The sequence below is a fragment of the Microbulbifer hainanensis genome (assembly GCF_014904735.1).
Classification (GTDB): Bacteria; Pseudomonadota; Gammaproteobacteria; order Pseudomonadales; family Cellvibrionaceae; genus Microbulbifer; species Microbulbifer hainanensis.
In genome coordinates this window covers 61,276-76,345 of sequence record NZ_JACZCR010000031.1, presented here as the reverse complement: position 1 = coordinate 76,345, position 15,070 = coordinate 61,276, and the positions used below count along the sequence as shown (strand labels likewise).

At 58.7% G+C, this 15,070-nt stretch carries 13 protein-coding genes and 1 tRNA gene; 1 reads left to right on the top strand and 13 read right to left on the bottom strand.

The window, feature by feature from the left end; all coding sequences use genetic code 11:
- Positions 1–165: 165 nt before the first annotated feature.
- Positions 166–241 (top strand) — tRNA-Asn (locus IG168_RS12415).
- A 320-nt stretch (positions 242–561) separates the two neighbouring features.
- Here the strand turns inward: IG168_RS12415 and IG168_RS12410 are convergent.
- The 13 genes from IG168_RS12410 to serC all read right to left on the bottom strand — a co-directional run bounded on the left by IG168_RS12410 (position 562) and on the right by serC (position 14,928).
- Entirely contained in the window at positions 562–2,517 is a 1,956-nt protein-coding gene (locus IG168_RS12410; RefSeq protein WP_193164724.1) for a polysaccharide biosynthesis protein, read from the bottom strand.
- Between the two features lie 46 nt (positions 2,518–2,563).
- Entirely contained in the window at positions 2,564–3,451 is an 888-nt protein-coding gene (locus IG168_RS12405; protein WP_193164723.1) for an MraY family glycosyltransferase, read from the bottom strand.
- Positions 3,451–4,377 carry an NAD-dependent epimerase/dehydratase family protein gene (locus tag IG168_RS12400; protein WP_193164722.1) on the bottom strand — a complete coding sequence of 309 codons (927 nt, stop codon included), beginning with the start codon at positions 4,375–4,377 and terminating at the stop codon, positions 3,451–3,453. The genes IG168_RS12405 and IG168_RS12400 overlap by 1 nt, the downstream gene beginning before the upstream one ends.
- 88 nt (positions 4,378–4,465) lie before the next feature.
- Positions 4,466–4,774, bottom strand: a complete 309-nt coding sequence (locus tag IG168_RS12395) for a ComEA family DNA-binding protein (protein ID WP_193164721.1) — start codon at positions 4,772–4,774, stop codon at positions 4,466–4,468.
- Positions 4,775–4,902: 128 nt separating this feature from the next.
- Positions 4,903–5,622, bottom strand: a complete 720-nt coding sequence (gene pyrF, locus IG168_RS12390) for an orotidine-5'-phosphate decarboxylase (RefSeq protein WP_226876933.1) — start codon at positions 5,620–5,622, stop codon at positions 4,903–4,905.
- Positions 5,623–5,707: 85 nt separating this feature from the next.
- On the bottom strand, positions 5,708–6,898 hold the full coding sequence (lapB, locus tag IG168_RS12385) for a lipopolysaccharide assembly protein LapB (RefSeq protein WP_193164720.1): 1,191 nt from the start codon (positions 6,896–6,898) through the stop codon (positions 5,708–5,710).
- A gap of 1 nt (position 6,899) precedes the next feature.
- Positions 6,900–7,208 (bottom strand): lipopolysaccharide assembly protein LapA domain-containing protein, encoded by a 309-nt coding sequence (locus IG168_RS12380; protein ID WP_226876931.1) that lies wholly within the window; start codon positions 7,206–7,208, stop codon positions 6,900–6,902.
- Between the two features lie 110 nt (positions 7,209–7,318).
- A complete protein-coding gene (gene ihfB / locus IG168_RS12375; protein ID WP_193164719.1) occupies positions 7,319–7,630 on the bottom strand; it encodes an integration host factor subunit beta in 312 nt (103 codons plus the stop codon).
- Between the two features lie 142 nt (positions 7,631–7,772).
- On the bottom strand, positions 7,773–9,452 hold the full coding sequence (gene rpsA / locus IG168_RS12370) for a 30S ribosomal protein S1 (protein WP_193164718.1): 1,680 nt from the start codon (positions 9,450–9,452) through the stop codon (positions 7,773–7,775).
- Between the two features lie 177 nt (positions 9,453–9,629).
- Positions 9,630–10,328: a (d)CMP kinase gene (gene cmk / locus IG168_RS12365; RefSeq protein ID WP_193164717.1), complete on the bottom strand. Its 699-nt coding sequence runs from the start codon at positions 10,326–10,328 to the stop codon at positions 9,630–9,632.
- A 129-nt stretch (positions 10,329–10,457) separates the two neighbouring features.
- Positions 10,458–12,686 (bottom strand): bifunctional prephenate dehydrogenase/3-phosphoshikimate 1-carboxyvinyltransferase, encoded by a 2,229-nt coding sequence (locus IG168_RS12360; RefSeq protein WP_193164716.1) that lies wholly within the window; start codon positions 12,684–12,686, stop codon positions 10,458–10,460.
- Positions 12,687–12,702: 16 nt separating this feature from the next.
- The gene (pheA, locus tag IG168_RS12355; RefSeq protein ID WP_193164715.1) at positions 12,703–13,806 is read right to left on the bottom strand and encodes a prephenate dehydratase; all 1,104 of its coding nucleotides are present in this window, start codon (positions 13,804–13,806) and stop codon (positions 12,703–12,705) included.
- 42 nt (positions 13,807–13,848) lie between these two features.
- Positions 13,849–14,928 (bottom strand): 3-phosphoserine/phosphohydroxythreonine transaminase, encoded by a 1,080-nt coding sequence (gene serC / locus IG168_RS12350; RefSeq protein WP_193164714.1) that lies wholly within the window; start codon positions 14,926–14,928, stop codon positions 13,849–13,851.
- Positions 14,929–15,070: the final 142 nt, after the last annotated feature.

The following is a 15,070-nucleotide window of genomic DNA, read 5'->3' as shown; positions in this document are numbered from 1 at the left end:
GTTGCCGCAGGCGCCAGACTTTCGCCACTGCCGCCTTTTTACACAACTGCCCACCCAAAAGTATTTGCTGACAAATCAATAAGTTAAAGTGCAAAAAAAGGGTTGACCTCCCCAGGGGCCCTATATAATATACGCGCCATCTGAACGGCACAGCCGCTAAGAAATTCCGCCTTAGCTCAGTTGGTAGAGCAAATGACTGTTAATCATTGGGTCGCTGGTTCGAGCCCAGCAGGCGGAGCCAAATACTAAAAAGGCCCCTCGGCGCAAGTCGAGGGGCCTTTTTAGTATTTGGCCTTGGGTGAGAAGAGCCCAGTTGGGCGAAGCAAGCGTTTGCGACGTATACGTCGCGCGCAGCTAAGCGGCGGCAATCTGTGATTGCCGACCGGAGGAGCCAAACACAAAAGCCCCTAGCGAAAGCTAGGGGCTTTTTTCGTTTTACGGCCCCACTACAGCGGGCTTGCCCGTCGTCCTACCCTCCATACCTCGCTTACTTCGCAGCCCCCAAAACGAAAAAGGGCCCCGGCAAAGCGGGACCCTTCATCAATCATATGTGGTACGCCTCTAGCGCTGGCCACCCGCGTCGTGCGGAAGCGGCAACCTCTCCACCTGCCCCACTTTCGGAGCAACCGGGCACTCCCTCTGTTGCGTCCAAACCACGTCTACAAGACTCTGCCGCGGATTGTAGTCTTTGACCGCTTCCTGCAATAGCTGATGCACTGCCTCGCAGTCGTGGCGGCCGCAGGCATCCCGAAGCTCCCCCACCAGCAATTGCAGCCGCTCGCTGGACAGGCGCTCTTCTTCGGCACGCATGATCATCGGATGATCCGTTCCAGAAACATTGTCACCCAGGAGCAGCTCCTCGTAGAGCTTTTCCCCGGGGCGCAGCCCGGAAATCTGGATCTCGATATCCCCTTCGGGATTCTCCTCATCGCGGACCGTGTGCCCCATGATGCGGATCAGGCGCCGCGCCAGATCATAAATCCGCACTGGCTCGCCCATGTCGAGCACAAATACTTCGCCGTTGCGCCCCATACTTCCCGCCTGCAAAACCAGCTGTGCGGCCTCGGGAATTGTCATGAAATAACGGGTTACCTTGGGATGCGTCACCGTCACCGGCCCGCCGGCATTGATCTGGTCACTGAATAGCGGGATTACCGAACCGGATGATCCCAGTACGTTGCCAAAGCGCACCATACAGACCCGGGTGCGACCAAAGCGACGCCCGAAATCCTGGCAGATTAATTCAGCAAAGCGCTTGGTGGCTCCCATAACATTGGTCGGGCGCACCGCCTTGTCGGTAGAGATCAGCACAAATTGTTCGACACCATAGGCCTCTGCGGCCTCGAGAACCGACAGTGTGCCAAGTACATTGTTATCCGCGCCCAGCACCACATTCTGCTCGACCAGCGGAACATGCTTGTAGGCGGCGGCGTGATAAATGGTATCGATAGAAAAGCTCTTGATAATCTCCGCCATACGAGCGCGGTCGCGCACATCACCCAACAGCGCTGTCACTTTGAGCTGAAGCCCTTCATCCTGCTGCTGCTGGTAGAGCTCACGCTCAATCTGGTAGAGCGCGTACTCAGACGACTCCACCATAATCAGATGCGCCGGCTCCCAGTGGGCAATCTGTCGGCACAGTTCCGATCCGATAGAGCCACCTGCCCCCGTCACCAACACTACCTTGCCGCTGATGGAGTGGGCGATTAGCGCCTTTTCCGGTTCTACCGGAGCACGGCCCAGGACGTTTTCATAAATTTGTGAAATATCTGCAATTCGTCCGGCGCCATCAACGAGCTCTTCCACGCCCGGTATAACCTTCACCACCAGTCCGCGCTCCCGCAGACCGCGGGTAATTTCACGGCGGCGACGCTTGGGAACCCCGGGCATTGCCAGCAGGACCTCCGCGATGTCACGCTCGGCAACAACATCGAGGATATTGGCCGGGTTGTAGACCAGGACACCGTCAATCAGGGTATTTTGCTTTGACGCGTTGTCGTCAAAAAACGCGACAGGCTTGTAGACTTCACCGTGGACTAACGCCTTGTACATCTGCAGACCTGCGGTCCCGGCACCATAGATAGCGACGCGGGTCTTGTGAATTTCCAGCGCCATCTGATAGTAGATGCGCACCAGCCAGCGGGAACCACCCACCGTGATCAGCGCAAAACACCAGTAGATTATCGGAACGGAACGGGGCACACCGGCATAAGTCAGGTAGGACGCCACCGCCAACACCACGGCCGACGCGGTAACCCCCTGCAATACTGCGACGATCGCCTGCGATCCCATATAGCGGATGACGGTGCGGTAAAGCCCCAGGCGCAGGAAAATAAAACTGCTCGACCCCAGTGTGAGAGCGAGGCAGATCAACATATTGGCTTCAAGCGCCGGCGACAAGTCATTGACACGAATGGTCATTGCCACCATGAACGCGACCGAGAGCATCAGCAGGTCGTATGACAGCATTAACGCCGGCTTGTAGTGTTTTTGTGTGGTGCGCCAGATGCGTTTCACTCAACCCCCAAATATACCCCTGACCGCTCAATCCAAAGCGGCCGAATTATGCTAGATCAAGTCCAACCAGCACGCATGCCAGTATAGACATCACCAACATCCCCCCCTGCTGCCAGTACAACGTTTTTTTAACCCCAATTCGCATTGCACTGCGCTGATAAAAATGATCGCGGTGGGCCTCCCACCAGCGCTGCCCGGTCAACACCCGACGCAACAGCGTCACTGTCGCATCCAGCCAGAAGGGGGCAAATACCAAAACGGGCACCACCAACCCAAAGGCGCCGCGCTGCCAGCCCATCAAACTTACAGCCACCACAGTCAGCCCCAAAACCGTAGAACCCGCATCCCCGAGAAATATGCTTGCTGAAGGCCAGTTGAAGCGCAGAAAAACCAGTGCACCTACGACCACTAACGCACAGAGACCGGTCAGCTCCCCATCTCCCCGCCAGGCGGAAATCAGACCGAGCGCAGAGAAACCGATTGCGGTCATACTGCCAGCCAGGCCATCCATGCCGTCCATAAAGTTGTATAGATTGATCATCCATATGCCGCCCACCAGCAACAGCGGGTACCACCACCAGGCCAACCCTTCAGGCAATCCGGCCAGCAACAAAGCCGCCGCAGCCATGTGTACCGGAAAACGGATCCTGGCCGACACATGGCGCAAATCATCGATCGCGGACACAACCAACAGGAGCGCAAACCCCAAAATTGCGGTAAGCGGCAACTGCGCAGGGCTGATCAAGACTGCCGGTACCAGGCCGGCCATCAGCGCCCAACCGCCAGTCCGCGGCACCGGCGTCTCGTGCATGGAGCGATGGTTGGGCAGGTCCAGGGCCAATTCGCGCATGTTTGACAGGAGCAAAGTCATAACGCCGTAACCGACCAGCGCAACTACCATCAGCGGCGGCAGCCACTGCCCCCAGGAATCCATCAACCTGCCCCCCGCAAAAACTCGCTGTATCGCCCTTGCGCCCGCCAGGGTAAAAGTGCTCGCAGTCGCGCAGCACTATACAGTTCGCTCTGCTCCAGCTCCAGCAGCTTGCGAACACCGCCCAGCTGTCGCAGCGGGCGCAGCGGCGCCAACATCCAGCGGGTCAGGCGTCGGCTGCCACGGGCTGGAGCACCGCTGATCGCCGATACGATACCGGCCAGGTCGTAAAAAGTGGGTTCCGCAGCGATTAATACCTGTCGATTGCAATCCGTAGACTGCGCCAGCAGGCAAATAGCTTCCAGCAGGTCGTGGAGACAGATAAAGCTGCGCCGGCCGCTCGCCGGCAGCAATGGCGCCAGGCGCCCGATGGTCCCCAGCACCGCCTGCCAGCGCCGGGCTCGCCCGGCAGACTCTGCCCCTCCCGGCCCCTCCCCATATACGGAGGCGGGACGGATAATATTCAGGCGACAGCGGCTGTCGGCCAACAGCAACTGCTGTTCACCCTGCCACTTGCTGCGACCGTAGTGGTCAGTCGCAGGGGCACCGACATCTTCATTCGCGAGAACACCGCGGGGGGGACACATTGCCTTGACACTGGACAGATAGGTAAAGGACTCCACTCCCGCCGCATCGGCTCGGCGCAACAGCTCTACCGGACAGTCACTGTTGAGCCAGCGTGCGAGATCCGGGTGGCGCTCACATTCCGCGCGGCTTGCGAGACCTGCCGCGTAGATAACACGATCTCCGGCTTGGAAAATCTGGGGAAAGTCACTGTCGAGCGACAGCTCCAAGGTGTGGTGTTCGCAGCCGACGGGACCGTCGAGCGCGCGGGATACTGACAGCACTTGCTGCCCATCCGATTGCAGGCGGAGACAGAGCGCTTCGCCAATATATCCAGTGCCGCCGACTACAACCCAACGCGCCATCTGTAATGAGATCCAATATTTGTTTTTGTGTCGTTCCAAGAGCCGGCAGCATGATTATTCGCTGCCGGCTGTATACGGACTAACCAGGCTAGAGTGAAATCTTTGTACGATTTTTCTCCAGCGTCGCAGTCCCAATGCCCTTGATTTCAAGCAGTTGCTCAACTGAAGTGAAGGGACCGTGCTCGTCGCGGTATTTTACTATCATTTCCGCACGTGCGGCGCCGACGCCCTCAAGTTTCTCCGCCAGCTCCTCAGCGGACGCGCTGTTTAGATTAACAGCAGCCACAGCCACCTGTGTATTGTCCATGGACGACTCTTCCGCCATGGCAAACGTCGATCCACAAACCAGCAGCAGTACAGCAAACAAGGCGGCAAAAGGTGCACGAATAGTATTCATTGACTTATCTCCCTGTGAAGTCTTTGATTTTTCATGCCGGGACTGCTGTTACTTCCCCTAGCCGCCTCACTGTACCAGCTCGGTAATTCGCTTTGTCCACCAATTGATTACACGATATTACACGGCAACTAGTTCCCAATATCCGCCAGGATTCCAGCCAAGGCCTCGGTTGGCGCCGTCGATGCGGTAATCGGGCGACCGATCACCAGATAGTCGGCGCCCCATGCCAGCGCCTGTTCCGGCGTCACGATCCGGCGCTGGTCATCTGCCGCCGCTCCCGCCGGACGAATACCCGGTGTGACTAGAGCAAAATCCGCGCCAAACTGTCGGCGCAAAGCCTCAGCTTCACGTGCGGAGCAGACCACACCATCCAGGCCGGCGCTCTGTGCCAGGCTTGCCAGAGCCAATACCTGCTCTTCCAGAGGACGGCTAACACCAATGGCTGCTAGCTCTTCAGGCGCAGTGCTGGTCAATACCGTCACCCCGATCAACAGCGGCCGCTCTGCGCCATACGGCTGCAGCGCCTCTACCGCAGCCTCCATCATCCGCGAGCCGCCACTGGCATGCACATTGACCATCCACACACCCAGCTCAGCAGCCGCCCGGACAGCCTTGGCGACGGTATTGGGAATATCGTGAAATTTGAGATCCAGGAACACCTGAAATCCACGGGCAACCAGCGCGCGGACCAGTTCCGGCCCACCGGCAGTAAACAATTCCTTGCCCACTTTGACCCGACACAGCGCGGGGTTGAGCTGATCCGCCATCGCCAGTGCGGCTTCGGCATTGTCATAATCCAGGGCAACGATAATTGGCGATGAAACCGCAGATGTATTCTGTGCTTGCAAAGTTATACCTCTCTGTAACACCACACCGTGGTGTTCTCTTCTATTCACTCGGGCCGGAGAAGCCTCTGAGACCGGGAGATCGGAATCACTCCCCTTCGACCCCTTTGACCGAACGCACTGAATCCCAATGCTTACAACTGGGGCAGAGCCAGTGCAGCTGGTTACCGGAAAATCCGCAATTGCTGCAGCGGTAGTGCGGGCGACTGGCGATCAATTGATCAATTAGGGTTTTCAACAATGACAGGTTTTCCCGCGCGCGGCCCTGGGTGCTGTCGATGTGCAGGTCGATAAAATGACCCAGACCCCGCAGCGACGGGCGCAGAGCGAGCTGCTTACCCATAAACGCGGCAGCGGCGGCTTCGTTCTGCTGCTGTTCAATACGATCGGTCAATGCAATCAGCACGCTGTTTGAAGGGTGCTCGCGCTGCAGGGATTCGAGATAGCGATCGAGACCGGACTCGTCGTCAATTGCTTCATAACAGGTGATCAGTAGTTCGAGAATTTCCGGGATATAGTCCGGATTCTGCCGGGGAATGCGCTGCAATACCTTGATTGCCTCGCGCGGACGCGACAACAGGTATTCCAGACGCCCCCAGAGCAGATTGGCGCGCACGGAATTGCGGTCGTATCCCAGTGCCGCATCGATATGCTTGCGCGCACTCAGGTAATCCTTGCTGCTGATGGCTTCTTCTGCCAGCTCGCAACAGAAGTGCGCCTGAATTGGTGCCCACTCCGCAGACAGCCGCTTGAAGCGGCGCCCGTGCAGCAAGTTCACCGCGTGAATGGCCTTGCCCCATTCGCGCTCATCCCGATACACCTCCACGAGGTGCTCGAGGCTGACATTGCGCAGATCTGAAGAGTTTTCAACGAGTTCCTGCAGCAGGCGTTCCGCCCGGTCCAGCCAACCCGCGGCAATATAGTCCCGCGCCAGCTCAAGCTGCGCCTTCTGCTGATTCGGTCGCGCCAGACTGGGGCGTGCCAGTAGATTCTGGTGCACACGGATCGCCTGATCGTGCTCACCGCGCTTGCGCAATAGGTTGCCCAGGGCCAGGTGGGTATCGAAAGTCTCACTGCTGACTTCGAGCGCATCGATAAACTTGTCGATGGCGTCATCGTGGCGCTCATTCAGCAGGTAATTGAGTCCCTGCGCGTAGGATCGCGCCAGCGCTCTCTGCTGGTCATTGCCGCGCACCTTCTTTTTGACGCTTTTGCGCCCCAGAAGCCAGCCGATAGCAATGGCTGCGAGCAGGAAGAAGAAAAAGGTAAGGTCGACCAAGTTAGTCTCCGGACACCTGGCGGCGCACCGAGTGCAGTTCCCGTTCCAATCGCTGCAATTGTCGCTCCAGTCCGCTGGCACGCCGACGCTCAGCATAATAGGGCAACAGGCTGACGATAAAACCCAGCAAAAGACCGAAGAGCAAAAAACCGATTAACCAGAAACCGACACTGCCACTGGGGAGTGTATTACCGGCTAGTTTTGGAGCGATGGTATCGGGGTTGTCCACCGCGAAGTAGACGCCGATGGCTATACATAACAGAGCCAGCAGCCCATAGAAGAGACGCAACAGCCAGCGCAAGAATGACAAGGGAACCTCCGCCCTCAGGGGGTGATTAAATCAACATCGTTCATAGATCGACAGCCCGCAGCATCCACGTCTCGGCCTTCGCTATCGACCCGATCAACCGGCCCGACCGGTTAATCATATTCCGTCACCGTCTCGTCCTGCATACTCCGATTGACCCTGTCGCGGAGCTCCTTGCCAGGCTTGAAGTGCGGCACGTATTTGCCCGCAAGCGACACGGCATCACCGGTTTTGGGATTGCGCCCAGTGCGCGGCGCGCGGTAGTGCAGGGAAAAACTCCCGAAACCGCGAATCTCGATACGCTCCCCCCGTGAGAGAACATCGGACATTGAATCCAACATCACCTTGACCGCCAGTTCTACATCTTTGACCGGCAGCTGATCCAACCTCAACGCAATCCTTTCGATCAGTTCGGATTTGGTCATGCGCCCCGTAACCTTGTGTAAGTCATTGATTATTCTAGATTAGAGCGGCAATCATGTAACAGAAAGCCGGACTGGGCAACCCCAGTCCGGCTTTCATATTACTTCAGACAATCAGTCCAAAGCATTTAACAACCAGGAACTATTAGTCCTTGTTGTTCATCTGCGCCTTGATCAGGTCACCGATAGTCGCCGGCTGAACCTGTTCAGCCTGCTTCTTGCTGTGATCCTTGATGGCCTGCTTCTCGTCTTCCTGATCCTTGGCTTTGATGGACAGGCTGATCACGCGGTTCTTGCGATCCACGCTGGTGATCTTGGCCTCAACCTCTTCGCCTTCTTTCAGGACATTGCGAGCATCTTCCACCTTGTCGCGGCTGATTTCGGAAGCGCGCAGAACGCCTTCGACTTCGTCCGCCAGGGTGATGACAGCCTGCTTGGCGTCAACTTCCTTGATGGTACCGGTTACGATGGTACCGCGGTCGTTGGTCGCTACGTAGTCAGTGAACGGATCGGATTCGAGCTGCTTGATACCCAGGGAGATACGCTCGCGGTCGGAGTCGATACCCAGGATAACAGTCTCGATTTCATCGCCCTTCTTGAACTTGCGCACGGCTTCTTCGCCAGCTTCGTTCCAGGAGATGTCGGACAGGTGAACCAGACCGTCGATGCTGCCGTCCAGACCGATGAAGATACCGAAGTCTGTGATGGACTTGATCTTGCCGGAGATCTTGTCGCCTTTGGCGAATTTACGCGCGAAGGCATCCCACGGATTTTCCTGGCACTGCTTGATACCCAGGGAGATACGACGACGCTCTTCGTCGATATCCAGAATCATCACCTCTACCTCGTCGCCGACGTTGACAACTTTGGACGGGTGGATGTTCTTGTTGGTCCAATCCATTTCGGAAACGTGTACCAGGCCTTCCACACCTTCTTCCAGCTCCGCGAAGCAGCCGTAGTCGGTCAGGTTGGTTACAACAGCCTTCACGCGGCTGTTTTCCGGGTAACGCTGCTTGATGGATACCCACGGATCTTCGCCCAGTTGCTTCAGACCCAGGGATACGCGGCTGCGCTCGCGGTCGAACTTCAGTACCTTGACTTCGATCTCGTCGCCAACGTTCACGATCTCGCTCGGGTGCTTGATGCGCTTCCAAGCCATATCGGTGATGTGCAGCAGGCCGTCGATACCACCCAGATCTACGAACGCGCCGTAGTCGGTCAGGTTCTTCACGATACCTTTGATGGTCATGCCTTCCTGCAGGCTGGCCAGCAGGGCTTCACGCTCTTCGGAAGTCGCAGCTTCCATAACGGCGCGGCGGGAAACCACAACGTTGTTGCGCTTGGCATCCAGCTTGATGACCTTGAATTCGAGCTCTTTGCCTTCCAGGTGCGCGGTGTCGCGAACCGGGCGAACGTCTACCAGAGAACCCGGCAGGAATGCGCGGATGTTGGCCACGTCGACAGTAAAGCCACCTTTAACCTTGCCGCTAATAACGCCTTTAACCACTTCGTCGGCAGCGTGAGCCGCGTCGAGGATCTTCCAGGCTTCAGCGCGCTTGGCTTTTTCACGGGACAGACGGGTTTCACCGAAACCGTCTTCTACTGCTTCCAGGGCTACCTGTACTTCGTCGCCCACCTGCAGTTCCACTTCACCCTTTTCGTTCAGGAATTGGGCAGCGGGGATAACGCCCTCAGACTTCAGGCCCGCGTGAACGGTTACCCAGTCTTTATCAACGTCGATCACCACACCGGTCACGATGGAACCGGGGGCCATCTCTACGCTTTTCAGGCTCTCTTCAAATAGTTCAGCAAAGCTCTCGCTCATTACATTACCTATAGTCATGGGCCCAGCCGTTGGTAACTATTCAGTGTAGTCAACCGCCAGCCGTGACCCCACCGCGCTGCCAGCACGCGGGTCGGATTACAACAACGGCCGGGCGATTCTGGCTGATCCCGGCCGCTGTCGTTTAGAAATCTGATTGTAGCGTGTCGCCCGCCGGTATCAGGCGCCCCGAACGTGGATTCGGTCGCGCACCAGCTGCAACACGGTATTGAGGACACCGTCGATATCCACCCCGGTACTGTCGAGCTCTACCGCATCTTCAGCGGGAGCCAGCGGGGAGGCTTCGCGGTTCATATCGCGCGCATCGCGGGCGCGGATGTCCTCCAGCAGGTCGCGGAGGCTAACAGAAACCCCCTTCCCCCGCAACTGCTCGAAGCGACGACGGGCGCGCTCTTCGGCGCTGGCGGTCAGGAACACCTTGACTGGCGCGTCAGGAAAGACCGTGGTTCCCATATCCCGCCCGTCGGCCACCAAGCCAGGCGCCTGGCGGAAATCCCGCTGGCGCTGCAGCAGCGCAGCCCGCACACCCGGCATCGCCGCCACTTTGGAAGCTGCCATGCTCACCCGCTCCATGCGGATATCACGCGAGACATCCGCGCCATCCAAAAGGGCTGCGACTGCATCGTCACGCAGCTCGAAGCGGATATCCAGGTTGGCCGCAATTTCCGTCAGGGTGGCCTCGTCGGTCAGGTCCACATCGCGGTTCAACGCGGCCAGTGCGGTCAGGCGATAGAGGGCACCGGAGTCCAACAGCGAAAAGTTCAGCTTTTCCGCCACCAGCTTGGCGATGGTGCCCTTACCGGAGCCGCTGGGACCGTCGATGGCAATGACCGGCGGCAAGTTGTCAGGTTCGCTCATAATGTGATTTACATACTTCTGAAGTGAATTTTGGCAACGTCGCTGCAAAGTCCAGATAGGCTTCCCAGCAGCGACGCGGCAACCGCCTTTCCACAAGACGCCGATGCCGGGACTTCACCCGGCGGCGAATCAGGCCGCCTGCAGTTTCAGCCCGGCGCGCATCGCCAGTTCGGCAAAATTCGGGAATGACGTCGCCACATTGGCGCAGTGCAGGATGCGAATTGTATCGCGCGCGCGCAGGGATGCCACGGCGAAAGCCATGGCAATGCGGTGATCGCCGAGACTGTCGACAGTGCCGCCGCCAAAAGCGGCGCCCTCGCCCGCCCCCTGAATGACGATGCCATCCGGCGTTGGCTCAGCGTCGACACCGAGTACCGCCAGGCCGTCTGCCATCGCCTGGATTCGGTCGCTTTCCTTGACCCGCAGCTCCTCCGCGCCGGTCAGGACGGTTTCACCCTCGGCGCAACTGGCAGCAACGAACAGCGCGGGAAATTCGTCAATCGCCAGCGGTACCTGGTCTTCCGGGATACGGATGCCCTTCAGCGGCGCGTAACGCACGCGAATATCCGCCACCGGCTCACCGCCCACTTCGCGGCGGTTCTGTAATTCGATATCGGCGCCCATGGCGCGCAAGATATTGATCACGCCGTCGCGGGTCGGATTGATACCCACATGCTCGAGCAGTACGTCGGAGCCCGGCGCAATAGCCGCAGCGACCATAAAAAAGGTGGCTGACGAGATGTCCGCCGGCACATCGATCTTGCCCGCTGTCAGCTTGCCGCCACCGCGTACAGTCGCACAGGGGCCATCGCGCCGAACTTCATAGCCGAAACCGGCCAGCATTCGCTCGGTGTGGTCGCGCGTCGGTGCAGGCTCGGTGGTACTAGTCTGACCGTCGGCATAGAGCCCTGCGAGCAATACGCAAGACTTCACCTGGGCACTGGCCATCGGCAAGCGGTAATCGATGCCGTGTAACTTTCGCGCCCCCTTGATCACCATCGGCGGCCGCCCATCGGGGCCCGTTTCGATTTCTGCGCCCATTTCACGCAGTGGGTCCGCCACGCGGTTCATCGGACGCTTCGACAGGGATTCATCGCCAGTCAGCGTCACGTCGAATTCCTGCCCCGCCAGCAGCCCTGCCAGCAGGCGCATGGAAGTACCGGAATTGCCCAGATACAGCGGCCCCGGCGGCGCCTGCAGGCCGTGCAGACCGACGCCGTGAATGGTGACGCGACCATTCACCGGCCCCTCGATCACAACCCCCATATCGCGAAACGCCTGCAATGTCGCCAGGGCGTCTTCGCCCTCGAGAAATCCCTCGATCTCGGTAACGCCCTCGGCCAGAGAGCCGAGCATGATGGAGCGGTGGGACATGGACTTGTCGCCGGGCACTCGCAGCTCGCCGCTGACGGCCCCGCCGGGCTGAGCAATAAAAGTAACTTCCTGTGCTTGCATAGGTTCTGTGTACGCTTTTCTGGCCAACATTTTTGTAAAGTGATCCCGCGCCGCCTTGGCCCGGGTAAAGACACCCATCAGGCGATCGCTGTCACCGGCGGCAATGGCCGCGCGCAGGGATTCCAGATTGGCGCTGTAGAGATCGATTGCCTGGAGAATGGCGTCGCGATTTGCCAGCATGATGTCCCGCCACATCACTGGATCGCTGGAAGCGATGCGGGTGAAGTCGCGAAAGCCACCGGCGGCGTAGCGGAAAATATTTTCATTTTCCGCGTCGTGCGCCAGGGTATCCACCAGGCCATAGGCAATGACATGCGGCAGGTGACTGGTGGCGGCAAGTACTTCATCGTGTTCACCCACCGGCATCTGCAGCACTTCCGCACCGGCGGCCTGCCACATCGACTCGACTCTCTGCCGGTGTTCGGGCGAGGTATTTTCCAGCGGCGTCAGAATGACCCGGTGGGCGATATAAAGGTCGTCGCGCGCGGCAGTAACGCCACTCTTTTCCGATCCGGCGATCGGGTGGCCGGGCACCAGGAAGTCCGGGACTTCGCCCCAGACATTGCGCGCCGCCTCGATCACACTGCCTTTTACACTGGCACCATCGGTGATGGTGACACCCTCCGGCAAATCCCGCAGCGCTTCGAACACCTGCTCCACGGCCAGGGTTGGCACGGCGACAAAAATCACATCGCCCGCTTCGAGTTCCTGCAGGATATCCGCCAATTCCGTTACCGCCCGATCGACGATACCCAGCTCCAGCGCCTGTTCGCAGGTTTGACGGCGCCGCGCCACCCCGACCACTTCGCGACAGGCCCCCGCAGTTTTCAACGCCAGTGCCAGACTGCCGCCTATAAGACCCAGGCCAACGACGACCAGGCGGCCGACTACCGCTCCCCCCATCTGTCTATGCTCCCGCTTAAAGCACGCCGCGCGGGTAGGAACCCAGCACTTTGATATCCGACGCGCAGGCACTCACTTCTTTCAGCGCCTCGGCAATATTGGGCGTGTCGCGATGGCCCTTGAAATCGATAAAGAACACATAGGTCCAGTTGCCGGACTGGGACGGACGCGTCTCTACACGGGTCAGGTCCACACTGTGGCGGCGGAACGGCTCCAGCAGGTCGTGTAGCGCGCCGGGTTCATTGCGCATGGACACCATCAGCGAGGTCTTGTCATCACCGCTTGCCGGCACCGCCTGTGAGCCGATGATCAGGAAGCGGGTCGAGTTGTCCGGGCGGTCCTCGATTTTTTCCGCCAGGATTTTCAAGCCGTAAAGCTCCGCAGCCATATCGCCGGCAATGGCCGCCGCATTCCATTCACCCTTGACCCGCTTGGCCGCCTCCGCGTTACTGGCCACGGCAATGCGCTCCACATTCGGGTAGTGGGAATCGAGCCACTTGCGGCACTGGGCCAGGCTCTGCGCATGGGAGTAAATGCGCGTAATGGCATCCGCCTTGGTGATATCGGAGATCATCAGGTGGTGGTGAATGCGCAACTCCACCTCGCCGCAGATCTGCAGGTTGGAGGTCATGAAATTGTCGAGCGTATGGTTGATCACACCCTCGGTGGAATTTTCCACCGGCACTACACCGTAGTTGACCGCACCGGCTTCCACTTCGCGGAACACCTCATCGATGGCTGCGAGCGGGCGGCTCTGGGCGGAATTGCCAAAGTGCTTCAGCGCCGCCTGCTGGGTAAAGGTACCCTCCGGACCGAGATAGGCGACCTTGAGCGGTTCTTCGAGCGCCAGACACGCCGACATGATTTCGCGGAACAGCCGCGCCATTTCCTCGTCGGTCAGCGGCCCCTGGTTGCGCTCCATCGCCCGGCGCAGCACCTGGGCTTCGCGCTCGGGACGGTAGTAAAGGGCATTTTCCCCGGCAGCTTTCTTGATTTCCGCCACTTTGAGCGCGCACTCGGCGCGCTCGCTGATCAACCGGGCAATCTGCCCGTCGATTTCATCTATCCTGTCGCGCAACTCGAGCAGCTGCGGATCACTGTTGGTCGTTTGCTCAGACATCCGTTTGCCTATCCACTTACCTATTTCCCAACCTTTAAATACTTACGCCTGGCGCTGTTCAAAGTCCGCCATAAAGGACACCAGCGCCTCGACGGCCTCCACTGGTACCGCGTTGTACAGAGATGCGCGCATTCCGCCGACGGATCGATGTCCTTTCAGGTTCAGCAATCCGGCCTCTTCGGCCTTCTGCAGGAACACTTTGTCGAGCGCATCGTCCGCCAGCACAAACGGTACGTTCATGCGCGAGCGGCAGTGCTTTTCCACCGGGCTGGAATAAAAATCGCTGCCATCGATAAAGTCGTACAGCATCCCGGACTTGCGCAGGCTCAGTTCGGCCATAGCCTCGACACCGCCCTGCGCCTTGAGCCACTGGAACACCAGGCCGGACAGGTACCAGGCAAACGTCGGCGGGGTGTTATCCATGGAGCCCGCGTCCGCCGCCACCTTCCAGTTGAGGCTGCGCGGAATCTCCGGCAGCGCGCGGTCGAGCAGGTCGTCGCGCACAATGGCCACGGCAATACCGGACGGACCAATATTTTTTTGCGCACCGGCGTAGATCATGCCGTATTTCTCTACCGCTATCGGGTGCGACAATATATTCGACGACATGTCCGCCACCAGCGGGCAACTGACGTCCGGCACGTAATCAAATTCCACACCGCCAATGGTCTCGTTGGGCGTGTAATGAAAATAGGCGGCATTTTTACTCTGCTGCCAGCTGTCCGCGGCCGGTGCATAGGTAAAGTTGCGGTCCTCGCTGGAAGCCACGATATTCACCTGGCCGTAGCGACGCGCCTCCTTGATCGCTTTCTCGGCCCACTGGCCGGTGTGGATATAGTCCGCGACTTTCTCGCCGGCACCGAATAGATTCCACGGCACTGCACTGAACTGTCCAGTGGCACCGCCCTGCAGGAACAGCACTTTGTAATTGTCGGGGATCGACAGCAGGTCGCGCAGGTCCTGCTCGGCGCGCTCCGCCACCTCAACGAATTCCGGCGAGCGGTGACTGATCTCCATGACAGAACAACCGAGACCACGCCAGTCGAGCAATTCCTGTTGCGCCTGCAACAAGACCGGTTCGGGCAACGCGGCGGGACCAGCGCAGAAATTAAACTTCCTCATGAATCAACTTCCAGAGAGCACAAAGAATTGGTTACATGCAAAACTAGATAAAACAACACAAAAAAGCGAAAACGGGAAAGACATATCCCGCGAAAGCTGTTTTTTTAGTGCGACAGGGTCAAAAAAGGCCGCGAAATTCGCA

Bases quoted from the DNA above. Each gene is read 5' to 3' on its own strand.
- serC (WP_193164714.1), bottom strand. From the start codon at position 14,928: ATGAGGAAGTTTAATTTCTGCGCTGGTCCCGCCGCGTTGCCCGAACCG.
- IG168_RS12400 (WP_193164722.1), bottom strand. From the start codon at position 4,377: ATGGCGCGTTGGGTTGTAGTCGGCGGCACTGGATATATTGGCGAAGCG.
- IG168_RS12360 (WP_193164716.1), bottom strand. From the start codon at position 12,686: ATGGGGGGAGCGGTAGTCGGCCGCCTGGTCGTCGTTGGCCTGGGTCTT.
- IG168_RS12405 (WP_193164723.1), bottom strand. From the start codon at position 3,451: ATGGATTCCTGGGGGCAGTGGCTGCCGCCGCTGATGGTAGTTGCGCTG.
- IG168_RS12395 (WP_193164721.1), bottom strand. From the start codon at position 4,774: ATGAATACTATTCGTGCACCTTTTGCCGCCTTGTTTGCTGTACTGCTG.
- cmk (WP_193164717.1), bottom strand. From the start codon at position 10,328: ATGAGCGAACCTGACAACTTGCCGCCGGTCATTGCCATCGACGGTCCC.
- pheA (WP_193164715.1), bottom strand. From the start codon at position 13,806: ATGTCTGAGCAAACGACCAACAGTGATCCGCAGCTGCTCGAGTTGCGC.
- ihfB (WP_193164719.1), bottom strand. From the start codon at position 7,630: ATGACCAAATCCGAACTGATCGAAAGGATTGCGTTGAGGTTGGATCAG.
- rpsA (WP_193164718.1), bottom strand. From the start codon at position 9,452: ATGAGCGAGAGCTTTGCTGAACTATTTGAAGAGAGCCTGAAAAGCGTA.